Origin of the sequence: Chryseobacterium sp. SIMBA_028, from assembly GCF_046535285.1 — a bacterium.
Lineage (GTDB): Bacteria > Bacteroidota > Bacteroidia > Flavobacteriales > Weeksellaceae > Chryseobacterium.
The window spans coordinates 248,890-273,018 of record NZ_JAWRWZ010000006.1; the positions used below are offsets into that span (position 1 = coordinate 248,890).

Annotated in this window: 17 protein-coding genes and 1 pseudogene; 4 read left to right on the forward strand and 14 right to left on the reverse strand. The window is 37.6% G+C overall.

All coding sequences use genetic code 11. From position 1 onward, the window contains the following. Positions 1–30: 30 nt before the first annotated feature. Positions 31–1,665, reverse strand: coding sequence for an apolipoprotein N-acyltransferase (lnt, locus tag SCA31_RS10195; RefSeq protein WP_410696878.1), 1,635 nt, complete (start codon positions 1,663–1,665; stop codon positions 31–33). Between the two features lie 55 nt (positions 1,666–1,720). Here lnt and SCA31_RS10200 point away from each other — a divergent pair, with 55 nt between their 5' ends. Continuing rightward, positions 1,721–2,143: a VanZ family protein gene (locus SCA31_RS10200; protein ID WP_410696880.1), complete on the forward strand. Its 423-nt coding sequence runs from the start codon at positions 1,721–1,723 to the stop codon at positions 2,141–2,143. Here the strand turns inward: SCA31_RS10200 and proC are convergent. The 8 genes from proC to SCA31_RS10240 all read right to left on the reverse strand — a co-directional run bounded on the left by proC (position 2,124) and on the right by SCA31_RS10240 (position 12,649). After that, the gene (gene proC / locus SCA31_RS10205; protein WP_410696882.1) at positions 2,124–2,927 is read right to left on the reverse strand and encodes a pyrroline-5-carboxylate reductase; all 804 of its coding nucleotides are present in this window, start codon (positions 2,925–2,927) and stop codon (positions 2,124–2,126) included. The two genes, SCA31_RS10200 and proC, sit on opposite strands and share 20 nt — an antisense overlap. A 147-nt stretch (positions 2,928–3,074) precedes the next feature. Further along, complete coding sequence (locus tag SCA31_RS10210; protein ID WP_410696883.1) at positions 3,075–4,223, reverse strand: cytochrome-c peroxidase; 1,149 nt, start codon at positions 4,221–4,223, stop codon at positions 3,075–3,077. A gap of 2 nt (positions 4,224–4,225) precedes the next feature. Further along, on the reverse strand, positions 4,226–5,758 hold the full coding sequence (locus SCA31_RS10215; protein ID WP_410696884.1) for a DUF6850 family outer membrane beta-barrel protein: 1,533 nt from the start codon (positions 5,756–5,758) through the stop codon (positions 4,226–4,228). A gap of 27 nt (positions 5,759–5,785) precedes the next feature. Further along, complete coding sequence (locus SCA31_RS10220; protein ID WP_410696886.1) at positions 5,786–7,024, reverse strand: DUF4876 domain-containing protein; 1,239 nt, start codon at positions 7,022–7,024, stop codon at positions 5,786–5,788. A 21-nt stretch (positions 7,025–7,045) separates the two neighbouring features. Further along, positions 7,046–9,799, reverse strand: coding sequence for a TonB-dependent receptor plug domain-containing protein (locus SCA31_RS10225; protein ID WP_410696887.1), 2,754 nt, complete (start codon positions 9,797–9,799; stop codon positions 7,046–7,048). 138 nt (positions 9,800–9,937) lie between these two features. After that, entirely contained in the window at positions 9,938–10,951 is a 1,014-nt protein-coding gene (gene murB / locus SCA31_RS10230; RefSeq protein ID WP_410696888.1) for a UDP-N-acetylmuramate dehydrogenase, read from the reverse strand. 3 nt (positions 10,952–10,954) lie between these two features. Next, on the reverse strand, positions 10,955–11,434 hold the full coding sequence (locus SCA31_RS10235; RefSeq protein ID WP_410696890.1) for a hypothetical protein: 480 nt from the start codon (positions 11,432–11,434) through the stop codon (positions 10,955–10,957). A gap of 9 nt (positions 11,435–11,443) precedes the next feature. Further along, complete coding sequence (locus SCA31_RS10240) at positions 11,444–12,649, reverse strand: pyridoxal phosphate-dependent aminotransferase (RefSeq protein ID WP_410696892.1); 1,206 nt, start codon at positions 12,647–12,649, stop codon at positions 11,444–11,446. 225 nt (positions 12,650–12,874) lie between these two features. On the opposite strand from SCA31_RS10240, the gene SCA31_RS10245 reads away from it, so the two are divergent. Further along, positions 12,875–14,671, forward strand: coding sequence for a T9SS type A sorting domain-containing protein (locus tag SCA31_RS10245; protein WP_410696893.1), 1,797 nt, complete (start codon positions 12,875–12,877; stop codon positions 14,669–14,671). Positions 14,672–14,775: 104 nt separating this feature from the next. After that, on the forward strand, positions 14,776–15,231 hold the full coding sequence (locus tag SCA31_RS10250) for a DUF1801 domain-containing protein (protein WP_410696895.1): 456 nt from the start codon (positions 14,776–14,778) through the stop codon (positions 15,229–15,231). 258 nt (positions 15,232–15,489) lie between these two features. On the opposite strand, the gene SCA31_RS10255 is transcribed toward SCA31_RS10250, so the two are convergent. The 4 genes and pseudogenes from SCA31_RS10255 to SCA31_RS10270 all read right to left on the reverse strand — a co-directional run. Beyond that, positions 15,490–16,749 (reverse strand): TolC family protein, encoded by a 1,260-nt coding sequence (locus SCA31_RS10255; RefSeq protein WP_410696896.1) that lies wholly within the window; start codon positions 16,747–16,749, stop codon positions 15,490–15,492. Next, positions 16,739–19,834, reverse strand: a complete 3,096-nt coding sequence (locus tag SCA31_RS10260; protein ID WP_410696897.1) for an efflux RND transporter permease subunit — start codon at positions 19,832–19,834, stop codon at positions 16,739–16,741. Before SCA31_RS10260 ends, SCA31_RS10255 begins: the two co-directional genes overlap by 11 nt. Positions 19,835–19,876: 42 nt before the next feature. Continuing rightward, on the reverse strand, positions 19,877–20,974 hold the full coding sequence (locus tag SCA31_RS10265) for an efflux RND transporter periplasmic adaptor subunit (protein ID WP_410696898.1): 1,098 nt from the start codon (positions 20,972–20,974) through the stop codon (positions 19,877–19,879). A gap of 106 nt (positions 20,975–21,080) precedes the next feature. Further along, positions 21,081–21,461 (reverse strand): annotated as a pseudogene (locus SCA31_RS10270) (MgtC/SapB family protein); the annotation flags it as partial. Between the two features lie 429 nt (positions 21,462–21,890). On the opposite strand from SCA31_RS10270, the gene SCA31_RS10275 reads away from it, so the two are divergent. Continuing rightward, positions 21,891–22,736: an EamA family transporter gene (locus SCA31_RS10275; protein WP_410696900.1), complete on the forward strand. Its 846-nt coding sequence runs from the start codon at positions 21,891–21,893 to the stop codon at positions 22,734–22,736. Between the two features lie 32 nt (positions 22,737–22,768). Here SCA31_RS10275 and SCA31_RS10280 read toward each other — a convergent pair whose 3' ends face one another. Then, positions 22,769–24,127, reverse strand: coding sequence for an ATP-binding protein (locus SCA31_RS10280; protein ID WP_410696901.1), 1,359 nt, complete (start codon positions 24,125–24,127; stop codon positions 22,769–22,771). Positions 24,128–24,129: the final 2 nt, after the last annotated feature.

The following is a 24,129-nucleotide window of genomic DNA, read 5'->3' on the forward strand; positions in this document are numbered from 1 at the left end:
TGTAAAGCGAGTATAATTACTATTGTAAGACTATGCTTTCTTCATTTTAGCCTGAAACCATTTAATCAGAAAATAAAATAATAAAAACCCCAAGGCAAAGATTGAAAATCTCGAGAGAAGATCTCCTGCCCTTGAGTAAAACGTCATGTTCTCGTAAAGATTTACCTTGGCAAACAGAGTAGTTTGGTCACCATAAAAGGTATCTGCCACCACTTCACCTTTTGCATTGATGTGTGCTGAAATTCCACTGTTGGCAGCACGGGCTATTTCTCTTCGGGTTTCGATGGCTCTCAATTTAGCATAGGATAAAAGCTGCTTGTGTCCTTCGGTAACTCCCCACCATGAGTCATTGGTCATAATTCCTAAGAAGTTAGCCCCTTTTTTAACATAGTCAGTTACAAACTCACCGTAAATACTTTCGTAGCAGATAATAGGAGCAATTTTACCTTTGTTATAAGGATTAGAAAAAGCGATTCTTTCCTTGTCTGTTCCCAGGGAGGCTACAGTTCCACCCAAATTAAGCATTGCATCGCCTAGTATAGGTTTAAGAACGCTCATATAAGGGAAAATTTCAACACCCGGAACAAGTTTTCCTTTGTGGTATACCTGTACTTTTTGCTGAGGAGCAAGCTGAATAGATGTATTGTAGCTTGCTATCCATACCCCTGGATTAATTTGATACGCTTCATCAGGTATTTTTGCAGGATCAAAATAAAAACGGTGTGAAGAAATCCCTGTTGCAAAAACCGATCCCGGATGTTTGACTAAAAAGTCTTTGATATTATTTAAAAGTAAACTCTTTTCAAAAGCGGTTTCAGAAATAGAACCTCTGCCCGGAAGTGCAGTTTCCGGAGCAATATAGTAATCAATTTTTGTGGTCGAGTTTTTCTCTGCAAGATTAAGAAGATCCTGTTCAATTGTTAAACTGTCCTTAGAGTATTTTTCTGCATAGGGATCAAGATCAGGCTGCAGCATCAGTACATTGACTTGTCCGGATGGTTTCTCATTAAAATTATTGTACTTAATGATTGAAATAATCATCGGAATAGCAATTAAACCTGCTACAATGGATGAATTTCTAATCAAATCCTTTGTCTTTCTTCCTGCTTCCCATGTTCTTACGGTATAGAAAATTAAGATATTGATAAGGAGTATCCAGAAGCTTCCCCCGGTTGCTCCTAAGGTATCATACCATTGAATTAGTTTTGGATAATCTGAAAATACATTACCTAAGTTCAGCCAAGGCCAGGTAAGCTCCCAACCCATGTGAAATTTTTCAAAACTCATCCAGATGGCAATAAAGAATCCAAGTCCCCAATACGTTCCCTGTGCATTCTTGTACCAATGGTAGCACTGGAAAACCAAGGAGTATAAAAGAGAATTAACAAGAACCGGAAATACTACAGCCATGAGAGAGTGGCTTCCGTCCGGATTTTTAGAACCGTACAGCCATCCTGTGGTCACAATATTCCAGATGATAAAGCAAAGATAGGACAGCCCAAAGATAATCCAGCCTTTTCTTTTATAATCTGAAAATTTTGAAATTCCATGTTCCATCATCAAAAGAGGAACAAGGGCGAAAAATATAAAAAACGGAACTCCATAAGTTGGCCATGAAACCGACAGCAGCATTGCTGAAATAAGTGTAAGTAGAACGTATTTCATTAAATTATTTTAACATACAAATTTAATGTTTTTGAAATGAATATATTAGCACTTCATGTTAAAGAAAATTTATAAAATCATTATTATTCCTTATTCGCTGTTTTTGCTCTACCTGATGTTTCTGGGAATGGGCAGGTTTCAGTATGATGATAACCTGATCACAGTGGAGCCTGTATTCTCTACCATCAAATTTATCCAAGGGGCAATGTCCTGGAAAGACATTGTAGTGATTGTTGTTGGAAATATTGTAATGTTTATTCCTTTTGGTTTTCTGGGATGGAGTTTTCCGGAATTAAGAAATCTGAAAACATTGATTTTCACTTTTGTTTCAGCAATTGTCATTGTAGAAGCGCTCCAGTACTTTACCAGAATGGGAATATTTGAGGTAGACGATATCATCCTGAATACTTTTGGAGTGTATTTAGGCTGGCGGCTTTGTGGGTTTATTGAAAAAAGATTTAGTTATTTAGTTCTTTAGCCCGCTTTTCGGCGTTTAGAATTCCCTGTTTTAAAATTTCTTTAAAATTGTTTTCTTCAAATGTTTTTAAGGCTGCTTCCGTAGTTCCACCCTTGGAGGCAACATCCTTAATAAGTTCTTCCAGGTTCTTTTCAGAGTTGTTAATTAAATGATAAGCTCCCAGCATGGTTTGCTTTACAAAAAGCTTAGAAAGGTTTTCTTCAATTCCCATTTCCACTCCAGCCTTGATCATGGCATCAATAATGTAATAAAAGTAGGCCGGTCCACTTCCTGAAAGTGCGGTAACACCATCCAAAAGGTCTTCATTCTCCAGATAAACTGATCTTCCGGTACTATTCAGTAGCCTTTCAATATTGATAAGCTGGCTGAATGAAATGCCATCTGCAGCGGTGTAGCCCGTAATTCCCATTCCTAAAAGAGTAGGAGAGTTGGGCATGGCTCTTACCACCAATGGATGATGTAATAATTTTTGAATTTTCTCAATATTAATTCCGGCCATGATGGACAGAACCATCTGGTTTTCTTTTAAGGTAAATTGGATATTCTGAGCAACAGCCTGGAAATCCTGCGGCTTTACAGCAATGATGATAAGGTCTGCATCCAGATCTTTCACCTCTTCAAAGGTGGAGATTTTTGACTTGGGAAATTCTTCTGCTATTTTGGAAATTTTTGATGAATTTCGAATGATAAGATGAAGATTTTCCGGCTTGATCAGTTCATACTTCAAAAATGATTTTGAAAAAGATAATCCCATGTTTCCGGCTCCCAAAATAGCTATTTTCATATTGTTTGCGTTATTTCTTAACGAAAATAATGTTTTTTATTGTGACAGGAAAGACTGTTCATGTTAAAGCCTGAAGTTATCACCATATTATTCAACGAAAAAGTCTGGCATTATACCAGACTTTATTTTTTTGATTCAAACCATTTCTTATTCCACGGGGAATTCCGGTCTTCTCATTTTATATTTTGTTCCTGAAAGAGCTTCCAGGAAAGAAACCAGGGCTTTTCTTTCTTCCTTCGTTAGCTTTAAAGGCTTTAATAAAGGATCAGTCACAGGATAAAGAGGGTCTTTTTGCTTGGCTTCAGGAGAAGGATCTATCATGTGCATTCCACTGTTATACATATTCACAACCCCTTCAAGCTCATTGAAAAGCCCGTTGTGCATCCATGGCTGGGTAAGCATCAGGTCTCTTAATTGAGGTGTTTTGAACTTACCTACATCTTCAGCATTCTTGGTGATATTATACAGTCCAAGATCCTCATATTTTCTTTTATAATACGTTAAACCGATATTATGAAAAGATTCGTCTGTAAGGTACTGGCCACTGTGGCAGTTCATGCATCTTGCCTTGGTTCGGAAAATATGCATACCATAAATTTCCTCGTCAGATAATGCGGTGTATTTTCCTTCTAAAAATTTATCAAAACGGCTTGGCTGGCTTTTGATGGTTTTCTGGAAGTCAGCAATGGCTCTTACAATTCTATCATAGGTTACTTTTTCATCACCATAGGCATTTTTGAAAAGGGGCTTATATCCTTTTAGTGCCTGGATTTTTGCGGGTAATGTTTTTACATCCATGGCCATTTCATGATGTGCACCCAAAGGGCCCGCTGCCTGTTCTTCAAGTGTTTTTGCTCTTCCGTCCCAGAAAAACAACTGTCTTTCTGCAATATTGTAAAGAGATATTGTATTTCTGTTTCCTTGCAGGTGATCATTTCCTAAGGCTACATGTCTTCGGTCTGACCAGCCCATTTCAGGATCATGACAAGAGCTGCATGAGATCTGGCTGGATTGGGATAATTTTGGATCAAAAAATAGAGTTTTGCCGAGGATAACATTGGGTTTATCCTGCTCTGCAAAAAATGTGGAGTCAGATTTAATGGGTGAGAACTCATTCCATTTTACACCATAGTCAATAGTTGGTTTTGGCCATTCCGATATTGCTTTTTTATAACTTTTAACAATATCTTCAATGGTAGGATCCTGAAGTTCGAAGAGGTCCTGATTTACCTTAGGCGTAAAGCTTAATAAGATCATTATAGCTCCGCCTAATCCCCAATAGATTATTTTTTTCATGTTTAAAACGTTATCCCGATACTCGCACCTACAAAATTATTGTTTTTTTTCTGAATTTTCTGAGACTGATACTGGGCGCCTACAAAGAAAGCAGGAAGTTTTTGTAGTTTAAAGTCATATCTTACTGAGGCTCCCAACGTGGTCATATCACTTGCCTGATAAATATAATCCTGAAGAATCCATTCGTTTATAGCTGCATTTCCTGTGGTAGTTAATGCATTGAAATTTTTGCCAACCACTCGTTGTGAGAAATAAGGCTGTACTGTCAGTACCTGATTGTCTTTGATTTGTTGCTTATAATCAACATTAATTCCGAAATAGCTGTATATGAATTTTTGTCCTGCAGCAGGATAGAGTCTTCTTTCCTTAATTTCTTCATATGCGAAAAACGGAGTCGTGGTAATAGAGAAGTTTTCCTGATTGTATTGGTAAAACCCTTTCACTACAGTTGTATAATCTTCCTTACGATATGATTTTCTTTTATAAATCTGTTGTAAGCTTGCTGTATTTAGGGAGTATCCATATTCATAACCTGTTTTTACAGAAGAAGAAAAGTTGGCTAAAAGTCCGATTCTGTTTTTTTCATTGATGCTGAAGAATTTTGCTCCCTCCACTTCAATAGTTTTATTTTCTAAATCGGAAAGATCATAAAATAAGTTGGAAGATGGACTGTTGACATAGCTTTTAATATTATTTGATTTCCCCCAGGCAGCCTGAAGATAAAAATCTCTGCCTTGTTTGTTGGCTATTTGTATCCCTCCTTTGTAGGCAAATTCTTCAAAAGTGGTATTGGGATTGGCACTTCCGTTGAAGAGGTAGTTTGAAAATCCAAAACCTGACATTTGGTATGTAAAAGGCCTTCCTAATAAACTTTGGAATGTAATGGAGCTATTTTGGGTATACTTGCTGAATTCACCAAATACGCCTACTTCATATTCTTTGTAAAAAATATAGTTCAAACCTGCTTTTATACGGAGATCAGATGTCGTACTTTTTAGCCGTGGATCCTTCGCACGGAACCCCATTTGAGCAAGATAGCTTACCTGTCCCGCAATGGTCCATCGGTTAAATTTCTGTAAATATCCTCCGGCGAACTGATAACGTTCAAGATTTAACTTTCCTCCGGCAGAATCTGCAGTGATGTAAGGTGCTACACGGTCATAATCTAATGATTCGTTCCATTGGAGCAGTCCGGTTTTTAGATTTTGATAGCTTGCATTTCCCCAAACATAACGGTTTGGTTTTGATTTTTGAAATGATTTTGCTTCAACAGTTAAGCCTTTATCTCCGTTTCCTAATTGCTGGCGGTAAATTTTTTTATCATTGTTATGGTAACCCACACTGAACTCTGAAAATGAAGAAGGACTATAACCCGACATTGAAGACGGGTTATAGAAAAAGTTATCTTTAAAATTTCTTTCGGTATCGTATTGGTTGTTGATGGTCTTAAAAAGACTGATGCTGTCCTGTGCTTTCACAGAAAGAAAACACATGCTGACCAATAGCAGGAAGAAAGATGTTTTTGTATTGAACATAATGTATTGAAAGTATAAACCGATATTTTAATGAACAATACCGTCTTTTAAACTAGCTTCGGAATCCTTAACGAAGTCATTCGAAGAATTGTTGGTGTCCATGTAAAGATTTTTATTCCCTACCATTTTTCCAGTAATCTTACGTCTTACAGATTTTCCGAAACGGGTAGGGTCACTATCTACAGATCCTGCAGAAGTCCATCCTGCATCAATGCTAGGAGATGTTAATGTGTGGAAAAACTTGGTAGGAACACTATTGTTAACCCCATCTATAATCCATGTATTCGGAATTGAATAAACACTTCTTTTGGTAACGGTCCCTGCAGAATTGATATAGCTAAAATCATATTTACGGTTTTGAAGGAATGTGTCTTTTGACTCTCCAGCCGGGAAACGTGCTATAACGTAGCTTTCAAACCCTCTGTTGTGCATGATAAACATATTCTTTGCTGTAGTAAAGGCTACATCTACATTAGGTACAGCAGGGTTATCAACCTGTCCCAGCGCCGGAGCTGTTGATGGGAATTCAAAGTCTGCATTATGAAGATCAAAAGCGGTACTTGTCTGCGCTTTATGGTTGATTGCATTATCTGCTACAACGATAAAGTCACCTGGCTGTACAGGGTATTTCTTTATGGCTGGATCTACTTCGTTTGTAGGTAAAATCAGAACTCCTTTTACCGGAAAATATTGGTTTACATCATAAGGAGTAGGGTTGTCATCCTCAGTGGTCATGAATTGAGACTGGCCAATGATCAGGTTATCCGCGTATAAAACTTTATCCGTATTATTTACGATTTTAAAATAACGGCTCGAGTTATAGTTTTTACCATCCGGAGTTTTAACTCCTGTAAAGAATACTTCCTCAATGATAAAATCCTCATGGAATGTTTTAAAATATAAAGGAACCGTAATATTGGTAGCCATTGTGGTGATATCTGCGACTGCTGTACCGGCAGCGTCAGTAGTTGTCAACTGAGTGGTAACCACTTTACCATTCACAATAATCTTATAAGAACCATAAGGGACTTCTATAGAGGTTGCCGTTACTTTTTGAGTTTTTTTGGTGATAATCGCCCCGGTATTCACTTCTCGAAGTTCAATATCCAGATTTTCGTAAGAATTAATATTCTCGCCGGTAAAAGATAAAGTTAAGACACCAATTTGTGCAGTCTGTACTCCGAATTCATCATCTGTACATGAGGTAACTGTAAATGCAGCTCCCATCATGGCTACAAAGCTTAATAGTAAAACTGTTTTTTTCATGCTATTTCCTTTTAGTATATTTTAAAAATTGTAGTTTAATTCCATTCCGAAGTAAGGCGTATTCATCCTTTTTCTGTAGACTGTTACATTGTTGAATGTGTAGGGGGCGCTGTAGTTGAAAAGTCTGTTGACAAATAATGAGGTACGTAATGCCTTATAAATACTTTTTGTCACCTTTATATTTCCTGAGATTGTAAATGTGGTAAGCCTGTCCAGATTATCAGAAACTGAAACATTTCTTACCAGCCATTGTTTGTAGGTATCTGTTTTGTCTGCCTCTGTGTAAGGATGTACTACGCCGTCCATTCCATAATAAGAAATAGGTTCTGCGATTCTTCTGTCGTTTCTTGAATGATCGTATAAACTTCCCTGAAATGAAGTTGAAACAATCAGATCCAGACTTGGAATATAAGTGTCTACAAGAAGATTGTAATTTAAATTTGAATTAACATATCCATAATCACTCTTGTAGATCCCATAATAAGGGTAAATCTCTGAACCAATGGTTACCGGGGGTTTATAAATAACAGGCGCTGAATTTCTGTATTGTGACTTAAACCATGCTCCTGTAAAGGTAAACTTTGTATTGATGGCCTTAATTCTTGGCGAGGTATAACCAAATTCGATACCTTGCTTCAACGTTTCACTTCCATTTTCTGTAGTGGTGTAGTTTCCGAAAATATTTTTCACTTCATACGGAACATTCGTTAAGTCTGGTCCGTTGAGAGTCCATTGAGAAATATCCACCTTTGTGGCATCGTATTGTTTATAATTATGAACAGTTGTTTTATCCATAGTACGGAAACCATTGTTCATGTTTTCTTTGAAATAAGTCATAAAGAACTCATGATTTCTGTAGGAAAGATCTAAACGGATTTCTTTTTTTATACTTTTTGCTGCCTGAAGATCCTTATTTTCTCTGGGTTGTACATACGTCATGAAGTTGACATATCTGTATTGAGCATCATTATGGTAATAATTCAGCTGGGTATAATCCCAATATTCATTATTGGGGTAAAGCATCAATAGAGTAGGCTGCTTATAGAAAAGACCATATCCTAATGTAACATCTGTTTTTAAAGGATAATTATTGATCATGATATGAGGCAGACTGTATTGAAAATTCAATCTAGGTTCAGTAAATACTTTTTTACTGATCGCATAAGAATTGTCAATCCCCAGATTTTTGGAAAATCTTAAACCTGCATACAATGTAAATTTATGCTGGTCAATAGCATAACTCATCTGATCTCCAACAAAAGCAGCTACCAGGCTTGAAGCAGGAATATCATTATAAGCTCTGGGTCTTGTAATACCTGTATTGGCAGAGGGCGGAGTTCTCATGTCGTATTGAAGCCCTTTACCATTATTTTTAGAATATCTCCAGTCGAGACCCGCTTCATATTGATGCGTAATTCCCATGGTCTTTTTAGTACCGGTTGCCTGTAGAAAAGTAGTGATGTCCAATGGCTTTCCTTCTGTGGAAAATTCCGCAACATAGCGAAGATCCGGAAAGTATCCTACATTTTCTCCCTGTTGAGTAGCGAGTGAAAAAGAACGAGGCCCTGATAATTGTATCAGTTTTACCTGTTCTATCTTTTCAAATCCCTGTCGGATGGCTGTATTTAAAACCAGTTTATTGAAAAATGAATTTTTATCCAGTTGATAAATAAAATTATTGGTGAAACTGATTCTTTTATTGTTCGAAGTATACTTGTCAATAGATGGATATCCGTTATCCGGATCATATTTTTTGTTATCAATATTCGTGGAAAAATCAATATTTGACCTCCATTCCAATGGTCTTGACCATAGGGTAGAAATCTTTTTTGAACGGATAGAAGCTGTAATACGCTGATAGTTTTCAAAATCATCGGTCGGATTTGATTTTGAATCCAGGAAATCTGCACTGGCGCTCAATTGCCATTTATCAGTTAATTTAAAACCTTTCCCTACATAATATTGTTTACTGAATCCATCCGCCTTGAATCTTGCCTGTAGAGGAGAAGCCTTTATTTTTCTTTCAATCTTGATTAATCCGGAAGTTAAGTCCCCATAGGCCGCAGACGGAATTCCACGAATAATTTCTACCTTTTCAATGTCATTGGTAGAAATAGTTCTCATATCAACTCCTGAAGATGAGGTTTCTCTGTATTTTGGAGCTTCCAAAAACTGTTTTTCGTCCAGTGAAACCTGCATGTCTGCATTAGAGTTGATGATATTGTCATCAATCATAAACTGGATACCCAGCGATGAGGTGTTATATTGATTACCTGTATAGATTCCTGTATTTTCCCGAAGAGTAGCTTTATTTACTGAATTTAATACAGGTGCCTTGGAAAGACCTCCGGGAAGCAGCTCCATTAAGTCAGTAAAACTAGAAGGCTGTAGATGTTGCATGGCCTGTCTGTCAATAACAGATTTGGTGGTTAAGCCCTTACTTTCCTTAGAAAATACAACAACTTCTTCCAGTTTATTGATCGGCTGAAGCTTGATGGTGATATTTTGTGCTGAAGAATGACTGATGTTCAGTTCCTTTTCCTGATAGCTGGGATGGAGAACTTTTACAAGATATTGACCATTGGAAATGGAAATACCGGTATTCCCATTCTTATCAGTAGTTAAAGAGGTCCGGTTGATGGTAACAGAAGCACCTCCTAATTCTTTATTGTTTTCGTCAAAAACGGTGATGTTCAATTGTGATTTTTCATCCTGAGCATGTATAAACTGTATACTGAAAATGAAAAAGAAAACAAGAAATAAAGATCTAGTCATTTTTATTTATTCTAAATAAGCAGGTGGCAAAATTATAAAATATAATAATGCTGACCAATAGTTATTTAGAATAAATTAAAATAATAGACAAATGTCAGGAAAATAATCCTGAGAATGTTATATAATATAGTGTGGAATTTATATAATATTCACTTCCCGCTCTAGCTCTATCCCGAATTTTTCCTTTACAGAATTGATGATCTCAGTAGAGAAATCAAAGATTTCTTTTCCGGTTGCAGTTCCTGTTGCGTTGATGATCACCAGTGATTGAAGCTTGTGTGAAGCTACATTTCCAATCTGCTTACCTTTCCATCCACATTGTTCAATAAGCCATCCGGCAGGAACCTTTACTTTATTTCCGTTAGGATATCCCTGAATATTTTCAAACTTCTGTTGAAGAACTTCAAATTGAGTCAAAGGAATGGTGGGGTTTTTAAAAAAACTTCCGGCATTTCCAATCTCCTTAGGGTCTGGCAATTTGCTTTGTCTGATACTGATAACGGCCTTAGAAACATCCTGAATCGTAGGTTGTTCTATACCCATATTTTTCAGCTCAGAAGTAATAGCTCCATATTCTGTCTTGATGTGGTGATCCTTTTTGGTAAGCTTAAAGGTAACTTCCAGAATGATATATCTGCCCTTTCCTTCCTGCTTGAAAATAGAGTCCCTGTAGCCAAACCTGCATTCTTCAAGATTGAAGGTTTTCAGTTCAAGGTTTTCCAGATCCAATACCTTACAGCTTACAAATATATCTTTGATTTCCGTTCCATAGGCTCCGATATTCTGCATTGGAGAAGTGCCCACATTTCCTGGAATTAAAGAAAGATTTTCCAATCCACCGTAGTTTTTTCCAATACAGTCTACAACAAATTCATGCCAGTTTTCACCAGCTTTTGCGGTTACAAGAACCTCGTTTTCATTAAGGTCTTCTTCGGAAATACCTTTTAAATTAAGCTTAATCGCAAGTCCGTCAAAATCCTTTGTCAGCAGAATATTACTTCCGCCTCCCAACAATAAAAGAGGAAGAGATTGTGCCCTTGAAAAACTAAGGGCATCCTTTAATTCTTCGATATTATTAATCTCAATAAAATATTTTGACTTGGCATCAACGCCAAATGTATTGTAAGGCTTTAATGAAAAATTTTCTTGCATGTTTTATTTGTATTCTTGTGGAAGAATTAGGTCTAATTGTTCTTTAAACTGTTGAAGTTGTGGGTAGTGTTCGGTATCCGCAAAAGAATTAACGTAGATATGGATCTTTTTGGGAGTACGCACTTGAAAAGTTTCATCAATTCCATCCACCGATTGTTGGCTCGGAGAACTTTTTATTTGGTCAAGATCCTTAACATTGATCGAAGATCTAAGTCGCTTCCATGTATCAATGTTGATGGCTGAAGCCCATTCCTGATGAGTTTTATTGGCCGTAGCACCTTTTTCTGCAAAGACAGAATCTTTGGTGACTTTGATGATCCTGTACTCACCCATGGTTCCTCCAATATGAGACAGCCTAATAGAAGTTATTTCATTTGGATTTTTAGAAGCAACAGGTGACTTCTGTTTTTCACAGGAAAAAAATGCCGACAGCAAAAGAATCAAAAAGATGATTTTCAGATGGATATTTCTTGTTGTCGGCATGATATGATTTTATAGGCTAAATTCTTCTCTGTACTTCTTTAAGGCTTCCTTAAGAATTTCAGCACTTTTCTTTAAATCCTCTTCTTTTAAAACGTAGGCAATTCTTACCTGTTTTTTTCCTAATTCAGGGTTGCTGTAGAATCCACCTGCAGGAGCTACCATAATGGTTTCATTTTTATAAGAGTATTTCTCCAATAACCATTGTGCAAATTTTTCGGTATCATCTACCGGAAGTTCTGCAACACAGTAGAATGCTCCTCTTGGCTTAGGGCAGATTACTCCCGGAATAGCATTTAAAAGGTCTACTAAAATATTTCTTCTGTGGGTATATTCTTCTCTTACCGCTCTGATGTAAGCCCCATCATTCTGGTGAGCTGCTGTTGCTGCAATCTGTCCCAAAAGAACCGGGCTTAATCTTGCCTGTGCAAAAAGCATTGCTGCATTACGGATTTTTTGAGAACGGGTAACCATACATCCGATTCTTACTCCACACATAGAATAACGCTTGGATTCTGAATCAATAATAATACAGTTTTCGCTCAATTCCGGGAAGTCCAGCATTGAAATCTGCTGTTTTCCGTCATATACATATTCTCTGTATACTTCGTCTGAAATGATGACGATATCATATTTTAGAGCAATTTCAGCAAGCTTTTTTAGCTCTTCACGTGTATACAGGTATCCCGTAGGGTTTCCTGGGTTACAGATGATGATTGCTCTTGTTTTATCTGTGATTTTTTTCTCAAATTCCTCAACAGGAGGTAAAGCAAAACCCGTATCAATGGTAGATGGAACCGCCACTACATTCACATCAAATGTACTGGTGAAACCATTGTAGTTTGCATAATAAGGTTCAGGGATGATTACCTCATCTCCCTCATCGCATAACGTTGAAATGGCGAAGTTCAGGGCTTCAGAGCCACCGTTGGTAACAATAAAGTTATCCGGAGTAAGATCTGAAAAACCTAATGAATGATAATATTCAGTAAGGGCCTTTCTGTATTCAATATTACCTTCAGAAAGTGCATATTCCAATACTTTTAAATCGATATTTTTTAAAGCATCTAAAGCTGTTTCCGGAGTTTCAATATCAGGCTGTCCGATATTTAGGTGGTATACTTTTATTCCTTTCTGTTTTGCTTGTAATGCAAAGGGAACCAGTTTTCTTACCGGTGATGCCGGCATATGCAGTGCTCTGTTTGAAATATTTGGCATTGTTCAAAAAATTTGTATGACAAAAATAGGATTTAATTTCACAATAATAAAATTCAGAGCAAGAAGATAGCGGCCCATCGTTCCTATACATTCTTTTCTATAATGAATAACTCAAATTATTATAATGATAAAATTTGATAAATCTTAATTAATTGTTAAATATTTATTAAAAATAACATTATTGTATTGATATTTTTCTTAATTTTCCAAGCAAATGTGAATAAAATGACAATAAATTTATTTTTTAAAGCTTTTCCAGCTATTGCTCTTCTTTCAGCATCTGCGATGATGGGGCAAAATTTTCAAACAATGCCTGTTAGTTCAGGATACACCGCTGATGTTATTGCTAACGGAATTGGTTCTTCCATGATTTCTACCACAACCGATGTAGATGGGGTTTCCTATAATTTTGTTTCCAGGGATTTTCAGCTGACTTCAACGAGTACACCTATTACTTATGGTATTCCTACTAATGGGATTATTAATTCTGTAGTGGCTTCAACACCTGGTTTAAGTTACCAGCTTGCAGATCTTTCCGGAAATAATTCCTTAAGAATCAATACGAATGCTGCGGGAAGCAATTCCGGAACACTTGTATTTAGCAATCCGGTGGCTGCTTTTAAATTATACATGCTTTCTACCAGTGGAAGTGGAAGTTCTACAGTTACCATAACAGTTAACTTTACGGATAATACTACACAGGTTTTTACAGGACAAAATATTTCAGACTGGTACAGCGGAAGTAATTTTGCCATTCAGGGAATTGGACGGATCCTTAGGACTTCAGACGCATTGGAGGCTAATACTACCAATCCAAGATTATATCAAAATGTTTTAAATATTGATCCTGCCAATCAGGCAAAGCCTATTCAAAGCGTTACCGTAACAAAAACAAACAGTGCAGGCGTTACAAATGTCTTTGCTTTTTCAGCAGATGCCTATACAGACTGTCTTGCGCCAACAACGGAAGCTGCAACTGCAGTGACTTCAAACTCTGCTCAGATCTCATGGACGGTTCCGTCGAGCAATCAGGCTGTAAGTCATGATATATATTACAGTACAAGTTCTGCAACCCCTACAGCAAGTACGGGTCCAAATCATTCTGCTGTTACCGGGACATCTTATACTTTAGGAAGTTTATCTCCAAGTACAAACTACTATTATTGGGTAAGAACAAATTGTAGTGGTACAGCAAGTAAAAGTGCATGGTCATTCTTAAAATCATTTACTACATTATGTGGAGCGGTAGAACCATCCTATACTAACAATTTTACAAGTTATCCCGGGAATTGCTGGTCCAATTCACTTTCTGGCGGAACTCCGGATACAGGGCCTACGGGAACTTCTGTCTATTGGAATCAACGTAATTTCTTAAATGGACCCTCTAACGGATCAGCAAATATGAACTTATATGGTACTTCAAAAACCGGATGGCTTAAGACGTTGCCTTTTAATCTTTCAGCAGGAGGATATAAAGTGAAGTTTGATTATGGAGTAACTACATATAGCGGAACAGCTGCTTCAGAAATGGATAGTGATGATGTAGTTCATTTTTTAGTTTCCAATGATGGAGGAAGTACATGGACTATATTGCAAACTTGGGACGCCAATAATAGCCCATCTAATACATCAACCGAATATACCTATAGCTTGGCCAACTTTACAAATGCCAATACCGTATTTGCCTTTTATGGAAGTACAGGATCGGTGAATGATAATCTTGATTACAATTTCTATATTGATAATTTCACAGTTGAAAAAGAACAGTTAAGCACTTCTGAAGTAAGCAGCCAAACCAAGAAAGCATCCGTTCATCCGAACCCGTTTAAAGATATTCTGTATATCTCAGATACGAGGGATGTGAAATCTGTAAGTGTTGTAGATGCATCAGGAAGAATGGTAAAAACGATTGAGGGAGCTACCAAAGAATTGGATCTTAGCAGACTGAATTCAGGACTATATTTTGTTACCCTTTACTTTAAGGACGGAACACAGTCTACGGTAAAGGCTATAAAAAAATAATTTTTTTAGTGTAAATAAAGTTGGGCGGTAGTATATTTTTGTACTGCCGCCTTTTTATATCAAATGATTTTTTTATTAACTTGAAAGCTTAAAACTAACTGAAAATGCAAATCTCATCCCATTCTATAGAAGACTATATTTCAAAGATTCCTGAAGAAAGACAGGAAGCCTTTAAAAAACTCTTTGATACCATTAATACTCATCTGCCAAAAGGTTTTGAGGATACCTCCAATTACGGAATGATAGGTTGGGTAGTCCCTTTGGAAACTTACCCTGCAGGTTATCATTGTGCTGCCAATACTCCTTTGCCGTTTATCAACCTGGCTTCCCAAAAGAACTTTATAGCACTTTACCATATGGGATTATATTCCAAGCAGGAGCTTCTTGACTGGTTTGTTGCAGAATATCCTAAACATTCAAAGAAAAAACTGGATATGGGTAAATCCTGTGTACGTTTCAAAAAAACGGAAGACATTCCCTTTGCATTAATTGCTGAGCTGAGCAAAAAAATGACCGTTGAGGACTGGATTGGAATTTACGAGTCCCAGTATAAGAAGTAGTTTCAAATTTTTAATTGAAATACAAATAAAACTGAACCACAAAAGTCATAAAAGTTTTCTTTAAAAACACTTTAGTTCATATAAGTGAGTTAAAATAATGCGGTATAGAAAGCTTACGTAAGATGAAAATCTATGATTTTCGTAGAAACCTAAGTGTTTTTCTCAGTCGTATCTATAATAACTTATTCTTTTAAATGTTAAAAAGCTTTTGTGACTTTTGTGGTTAAAAATAATCAGATGATTCTTCTTTGTTTCATCTTAGAAATCAATATCCCAGATTCCTGCCTTACGCTCAAGATCAATTAAGGCTGCTGCATTTTCTGCCAGAAGCTGGAAATAATTTTGGCGAAGTTCATTATAGGTTCTCTGTGCATTGAGGACTTCCAAAATAGAGCTTTCCCCGCGTTGATAGCTGTAAGTAATTCCTTTCAGGATATTTTCTGCTTCTTTCAGCATGCCATTGTCAAACTGCTGTAACTGTTTTTGGGAAGAAGTATATTGTTGATAAGCTTGTGTAACCTCCATCCGGATGCTGTTTTCAATCTGTCTGTATTCAGTTTCAGCTTGTGAGTAACCCATTTCTGCAATTTTCAGATCGGCATTTCTTCGGTTGGAAAACTTCAGAGGAACACTGATTCCTAATTTTACAGTGTTTACAGCAGGAGAGGGAGCTATTTCATTATTAGCAACAGTATTGTGTCCGGCACCGGCACTTAACCCAAGATCCATGACACGATTAGCCTTTTCAAGTTTAATACGACTTGCCGCTGTATGGATATTCTGCTTGGATGCCAAAAGATCAGACCTTTCGTTAACGGCCTGTGTGATGAGGTCATTCAATGTGTAGTTTCTGTTGAAAGAGTTCAGATCTCCGATTACATCCTTTTCTGTACTATCACTACCGATGAAATCAGAAAGTGCGGTTACGGATTGTTGCTGGGTTCCCTCAAGATGGTATACGTCATTCAATAAAGAAGAAGCTTCAAGCTTGCTTTGCTGGGAGGTTACTCTGGAAATATCACCCAATTTGTATCGGATACTGTCGGATTTTGCCAGTTTCAGCATGCTTTGATAAGACTCTTTCTGAACATTCAGCAAAGCTTTAGATTTTAAAGCTTCAATATATCCCAAGGTAGCATCAGCAAGCAGGTTTCTTAAATAATCCTGTAGCTGTAACTTGGAGTATTCTGCCTCATTTTTTGCCGCTTCAATTCTTGCTTTTCTTTTTCCACCCAGTTCAAGGGTCCAGCTGATGGCTCCTTCTATAGTATGTCCCATATCTTTGGAAACCCCGTTGTTTGAGGTTTCCATTTCTATTTGTGGATCAGGAAAAATACCTGCGGTAAGAATAGATGCTTCTGCCATGCTGACATTGTATTTCTGTGCGGCAAGGCCTAGGTTTTTATCTTTAACAAAAGCCAGATATTCATTGAAGTAAAGAGGCTCTTTTACCGTCTGTGCATTGATGAAAATACCTGTAACGGTACAGCATAATATGATTAAAAAATTAAATTTCATGGGATGTTACATTTTGTTTGTCAAAACGAAGTTCAGCTAAATAATAAATGGCAGGAAGTACAAACAGGGTAAGGAATGTAGAGAACATAAGCCCATACACAATTACTGTTGCCAGAGGTCTTTGTACATCGGAACCAATTCCTGTTGCCAGTGAAGCAGGCAATAAACCTATAATAGCCACTGAGGCAGTCATTAATACCGGCCTGAAGCGGTCCTTTGCTCCCTGAATGACTGATGTTTTGAGATTAATTCCATTTTTTCTGAGGGTATTGATATAGGAAACCATAATCACTCCATTTTGGATGGCTACCCCGAATAAGGCAATGAAACCTACTGCAGAAGAAACGTTCAAGGACATTCCTCTGATGTTCAAGGCGAGCATTCCCCCAAATAATGCCAGCGGAATAATACTCATCAATATAAGTGCCTGTCTGAAGGTTCCAAATGCACCATAAAGCAGTAGGAACATAAGCGCTAATGCCAGCGGTACAATAACCGCCAGTCTTGAATAGGCTCTGTTTTTATTTTCAAACTGGCCACCCCATTTGATCTGGTACTTTTCATGATCGTAGCGGATATTATTTTCAATGCTTTTCTGTGCTTCGTTGAGGAATGAAGTAAGGTCTCTTCCGCGCAGGTTAAGCTTTACGGTAAGGTGTCTTTTATTCATTTCCCTTGTTATGGTGCTTTCTCCGGTACTTAGTGTTACACTTGCAATCTGCGAAAGCGGAATTTTGGCTCCGGATGAAGAGGCCAGCATTAGGTTTCCTATTTTCTCCGGAGTATTACGGCTGTTTTCTACATATCGGCAGGAAATATCATATACTTTGTTTCCTATAAAAATTTGTGAAACTGCTTTTCCTCCAAGAGCGGTCTCGATGAGGTCGGTTACGTCAGAAACATTCAGTCCATATTGAGCAATTTTATTTCTGTCAGCGATGATCTGTAATTGAGGAAGCGGAGGTTCCTGATCGATAGCAAGATCGGCTGATCCGGGAATTTTCTTTAAAAGTGAAAGTACATTATCGGCCACCTTTCTTGTTCCTGCAAAATCATCACCATATATTTTGACGACCAGTTCACTGTGCGCTCCAGAAATTTTATCCATTACCCCATCAATCATCGGCTGTGAAAATCCTACGGTAAAGCCTGGCATTCCTTTGTAATCTTCTGCTAATTCTTTAATAAGATCAGCTTTTGTTTTTCCTGACGGCCATTCCTTGTAAGGTTTTATTCCTACCGATACTTCAAAGTGAGAAGCAGTCCATGGATCTGTGCCATCATCGTTCCGTCCTGCTTGTACCATAATGTAAGTGACTTCTGAGTGCTTCATTGTTCTGAGACGAAGTGAATCGCTCATTTCCTGAGCCTTTTTCAATGAAATACCCGGAGGAAGCTGTACCTGAAGCCAGATAGAACCTTCGTCAAGCTCCGGTAAAAAATCCTTACCTACATTGTATGAAAGTATTCCGGCACCTACCAGTACAATTCCGGCAGGGATAAAAATCTTTTTGGGAGCGGCCATGATTTTGTCTATCCCTCTTCCATAAGCAGTACTTATTTTTTCAAGCCATTTATTATGATAAATTTTTCTGGGTTTTTTATAAATCATAAAAGCCAGCCCGGGAATCAAAAGTAAAGCAACAGCCAATGCTCCCAGTAATGCATACCCTACCGTAAAGGCCATTGGGGTAAATAGTTTTTTTTCTACTCTTTCAAAGGCAAATAGCGGTAAATAGGCTGTAATGATGATAATTCCTGAAAAGAAAATAGGTTTTGCAATCTCAGTGGCTTTCTGGATGATTGTTTTTTCCTCCAGCTCTTCATCAGGATGATCCTCTCTCTTCTTCAAAATAGCTTCCAGCATTACAATGGAACCATCTACAATTATTCCGAAATCTATGGCCCCCAATGACAGAAGATTAGCAGGAATATTCGTAAAATGCATTAAAATAAATGCAATAAGAAGCGAAAAAGGAATGGTAATGGCGGTAAGAAGTGCTCCCCGCCAGCTTCCAAGGAATATGATCAATATAATAATGACCAGTACAATTCCTTCTGTTAAGGTATGGGAAACTGTATTGAGGGTTGTTTTTACCAGATCAGTTCTATCCAGATAAGTATGAATTTTTACGCCTGCAGGAAGAATATTTTTGTTAAGTTCATCTACTGCTTCATGGACCCCTGTTAAAACCTGTGATGGATTTTGACCTTTTAGCAAAAGAACAATTCCACCTACGCTTTCATTGTAATTTCTGTTACGGTCTGTAAAGCCTAGAATTCCCTTGCGTTCAAGATTTCCGTATTTCAATGTCCCGATGTCATTCAGAAAAACGGGAACTCCTTTTTCTGTTTTGACAACGGTTTTTCCCAGATCATCAAGGTTTTTGATGAGTCCAATTCCACGAACCACATACGCCAGATCTCCACGGGGAAGCATGCTTCCTCCTGCACTGGCATTGTTTTTACTAATGGTTTCAATAACTTCAGCTAAGGAAAGACCATATTGTTCCAGCTTATTGGGATCAAGCTCTATCTGAAACTGCGTGGTAATTCCTCCAAAATTAGTTACATCAGCAATCCCGGAAACCTGTTTTATTCTGGGAATAATAACAAAGTTCTGCAGATCTGTAAGTTCTCTTAAACTGTGGTTATCGCTTTCAATAACATAGCGGTAAATTTCTCCTACGGGAGAGGTTAAAGGATCCAGTCCCGGCTGTGCGCCATAGGGCAGGGAAACATCAGCCAGTCTTTCCTGAATACGCTGTCTCGCCCAATAATCATCAATTCCATCATCAAATACCATGGTAATCATGGAAAGTCCAAATGTACTCTTACTTCTCATCACATGCATTCCCGGAATCCCATTGAGGGCTCTTTCCAGAGGAATAGTGATCTGCTGTTCTACTTCTTCGGCAGCCAGGCCTTGTACCTGGGTGACAACTTGTGAAGTCGTATCGGCAATATCAGGATAGGCTTCAACGGAAAGCTTAGTCCAGGAATAATATCCAAAAACTCCTAATAATATGAATAGGGCCAGTATCAGCCATTTTTTCTGTATAGAAATTGTTAATAACTTTTTCATATGCTAACTTTAATGGGAACCTTCATCTTCCGCATTCGACATTTATTTTACTTCCAGCAAATAGATTCCACCCGTAGTCATGATTTCGTCTCCGGATTTAAGTCCTGAGGTAATCTTTACCATTTTCTCAGAAGCTTCTGCGGTGGCTACATTTCTTTTCATGAATTGGTTTTTTCCTGTTTTAATCCATACATACTGGTTGTCGTCTTTCTGCATCAATGCAGAGGTTGGGATAATAATTGTGTTTTCAGAATCGGTGGAATACGTAATGGTGGCAAACATGCCCGGCTTCAATGTTCTATCGGGATTTTCACATTGTATTAAAACCTTAATACTTCGTGTTGCCTCATCTACCCAGTCATTGATGTGATAAACTTTTCCGGTGATGGCTCTGTCCGGATAAGTATTAATTTTTACAGATACCTGATCGCCGTTTTTAATAAATCGAAGGTCTTTCTCCTTAACTTCTCCAGAGATCCAGACTTTTGAGAGTTCGGCAACAATCATTACAGGTTCAGCATCTTCGCGAAGGTATTGTCCGGTAACAATTTTGTTAGAAATAACTTCTCCTGCGATGGGAGCTCTAACGATTAACCCTCCGGAGCCTTTACTTTGGCTGTTGTAGATCTTTAATGCTGTAGAAGCATTGGTTAAAGAGATTTTTTTGTTTTTAAATTCGGTTTCTGATTCCTCTAGTTCTTTTTGTATTCCCACCCCGTGTTTTACAAGGTCCTGCTGGCGTTTGTACTTCTTTTCAGCGAGACCAGCTTCATTCAGGGCATCAGAATATTCTTTCTGCACCTCCAGATAACCAGAAGAAAGAACCTCAAAAAGGGGACTTCCTGCGCTTACCTTTTGACCGATATTAACAAAAGCCCGTGTAATTCTTCCGGAAAAGGGGCTTGCAATTTCGGCGTAGTTGTTGGGAATGGCTTCTATGGTTCCTACAGAGGTAATATCATGGTTGTATTCCTGATCGCTAACCGTTATGGTTTTTATTTTTTTTAAAACAGGACTGCTTTCCGGAATAATGACCTGATTATTTTTGAAGGTGATTTCCTCTTCCTTGTTTTGCTGAGGGGCATTGTCTTTGCAGGAGATGGCAAAGAGGGTAATAATGCTTAAGATTATTCTTTTCATGATCTTAATAAAATTGGGTACTGTTGCTGATTTTTGCTTTGGTATCGTTCTTTTTCTTTTTAATGACGATATTTTTACTTCGTACTTCCTTTTGGGTAGACAAAGCGGGTCGTAGAAATATATTTGTGGAAACAATGAAGAAAACGGTGATAAGTGCTTCTATGGGATAACCTAAGGCACATAAGGCGCCTATTGCAGCGGAGCACCATAAAGTAGCCGCAGTATTTAATCCTCTTACGGTAAGGCCATCTTTCATGATAACGCCACCCCCCAGGAAACCAATTCCACTGACAATATAGGAGGTAATTCTTCCGGCTGCATCACCACCAATTCTGATGGCAATTAATACGAATGCTGCAGAGCCTATACAAACCAGTGTATTGGTACGGAGGCCCGCATTTTTTCTGCGCCACTGTCTTTCGAAACCTATACCGGCTCCTAAGCAGAAAGCAGTCAATAAACGAAGGGTAAATTCAAATGTATTCATAACTTTTCCTGTTTTTATAAAGCTTTGAGGCTGTACGGGAAAAGTGAGTACAACTAAAGCTTTTAAGATTGATAATTACTGTAGGGATCTGAGTCCATATGCTTTATTTTTTACTGTGCAAAAGTAGAAATGACGTTGCTTTTTTACCGTTAGAAAGGCTTTAGAATGCTATTAGAATTTTATTAGAGAAAATAAGGATAGAGCTTTTTTAAATGAAAGATTATATCATTTGATACTATGCAAAGGGGTATGAGTGGTTACAGATTAACGCTTTAATTCTAAATCTGTAACCATTGTTTAAGATAATAATTCAATACATTTGGCAAAAATTCAATTTTGTACTATACTATTATTAATTTTGTAGAATAAAATTTGTTTTATCTCCCGGTTTCATCCCCAAAAGTTGTCTTTATAAATTAAATTGTAGAAATGAAAAAATCAAATCTGGCGATTCCCGCTACGCTTTTAGCCATTATCTGTGTACAAGGCGGAGCATCTATTGCCAAACAGCTTTTTCCTGCGATAGGAGCTATTGGAACCGTTACTTTAAGGATTGTTCTTTCTGCAATTTTACTGACAATAATTAACCGTCCGAAGTTTTTGCAGTTTACCAGCCAAAAATGGAAATATTGTGCAATGTACGGAATAGGACTGGCCGCTATGAACCTTATTTTTTATATGGCTATTCAGCGAATTCCCTTAGGGTTGGCGGTTACCGTCGAGTTTGCAGGACCTTTATTCTTGGCCTTAGCCCTTTCCCGTAAATTATTGGATGTGATATGGGCCTTGTTGGCTTGTGTAGGGATATTGCTTATTGTTCCCTGGAAAAGTGATCATATCGATTTAGTGGGGCTTGGACTTGCTTTTCTTGCAGGAATATTTTGGGCTCTTTATATTGTGATGGGTGGAAAGGTTTCTAAAATAATGGATGGAAAGGATGCTGTTACCACGGGAATGCTGTTTGCAAGTCTTGTGATTATTCCCTTTACAATATGGGATGGTGCCGTTTTCAATCTTACACCTACAATTTTTGTGAAGGGGTTAGGAGTTGCAATTCTGTCAAGTGCATTACCATTTTCATTAGAAATGATGGCCCTTAAAAAACTTCCGGCAAAGACTTTCAGTATTCTGATGAGTCTGGAACCAGCTTTTGCAGCCCTTTCGGGATTGGTATTTCTGGCAGAAGAGCTAACTTTTTTACAGTGGATATCCATTGCCTGTGTCATAGCAGCCAGTATTGGGACTACAATTTTCAGCAGGATTTCTCATGAATAAACTCTAAAGAGGAAAAGAATTTTAAATCCATATTAAAGATTAAAGATCACCATAAAAACTGTTTTATTGTTTTCTGATGTTACTTTAATCATTGCATGATGAAGATGGATGATTTTCTCGGTCAGGAAAAGTCCTATGCCGTATCCCTTTTCTTTTTTGGAATTTTCGCTTCTGTAAAATGGCTCAAAAATATGCTGTAGGTCTTCCTGTGAAATGATAATTCCTGTATTGGTAAAACTGATGATCAATGAATTTGCATAGGTTTTGACATCTATAGAACACCTATGCTCAGGAGAATATTTACAGGCGTTATCAATAAGGTTATTAAATGCAACCTGTAGCAGATACTCATTTCCTTGAAGGATAAGCTGAGGTTCTTCCACTTCACTCCCTATATTCAATGAAACTTTGTATTCTGAATTTTCCTTTATAATTTTAGAATAAGATTCCAGAAGAATTTCATCAAGGCGTATTTCAGAAAAACTGATTTCATTGGGATCATAGCTGGCCTTGGCAAGATCCATCAAGCTATTGGATAACTTGACCATATTACGGGCATCATCCAAAGCAAACTGAATGGTTTCCTGATATTCTTCCTTGGTCTGCTCCTTTTCAGAGGCCAGTTCCAGTTCCGTAATAATGGCAGATAATGGGGTACGAAGCTCATGTGAAATATTGGATACGAAATGCTTTTGAGCATCAAAGGAATTCTCCAGTCTTTCCAACATCCCATTGAAATTTTGGGCAAGCTCATTAAGCTCATCTTTCTCTTTGGTGGTTTTCAAACGCAGTTGTAATTTTCCGGCTGTAATCCTTTTGATTTGTTCCACCATTTCACTCAGTGGATTCAACGCTTTTTTAGAAAGAAAGATTCCTGCCAGATAAATCAAAATAAGAATACTGATAAAAGCAATGATACTGATGGTAAGCAGATGATTGATTGAGCTATAGCCATACTGATCATATCCGGCTGCAGTTACTAAATATTCTTTCCCATTATGAGAATAAACGGTTCCAACAGCCTGAAGATCATCAATAAGAAAACTTATTTCTTTATTTTTCAGAATTTTGGAAAGCATCTTCGGATCCTCTTTTACATAATCTACCTTTGAATCGTCATGATAGATGAGGTTGAATTCCGGATCATAGATGGCTACCTGAACTTCATTAATGGTTTTTGTATTGTTTTTGTAAAGACGGTGCATTTCCTTTTCAGACAATGTACTCTGAAAAAAAAGATTGGCCTTGGCAACGCCTTCATTTCTGAGCTGAGCATAAAATGAGGTTTCTCTTGCTTCACTTGAAGAATAATAGACGGCAACACCATAGAATATCATCAGCATTGCGGTGACAAAAGTAAAAAGTAGGGTAAGCCGGGTTCTGACTTTCATGC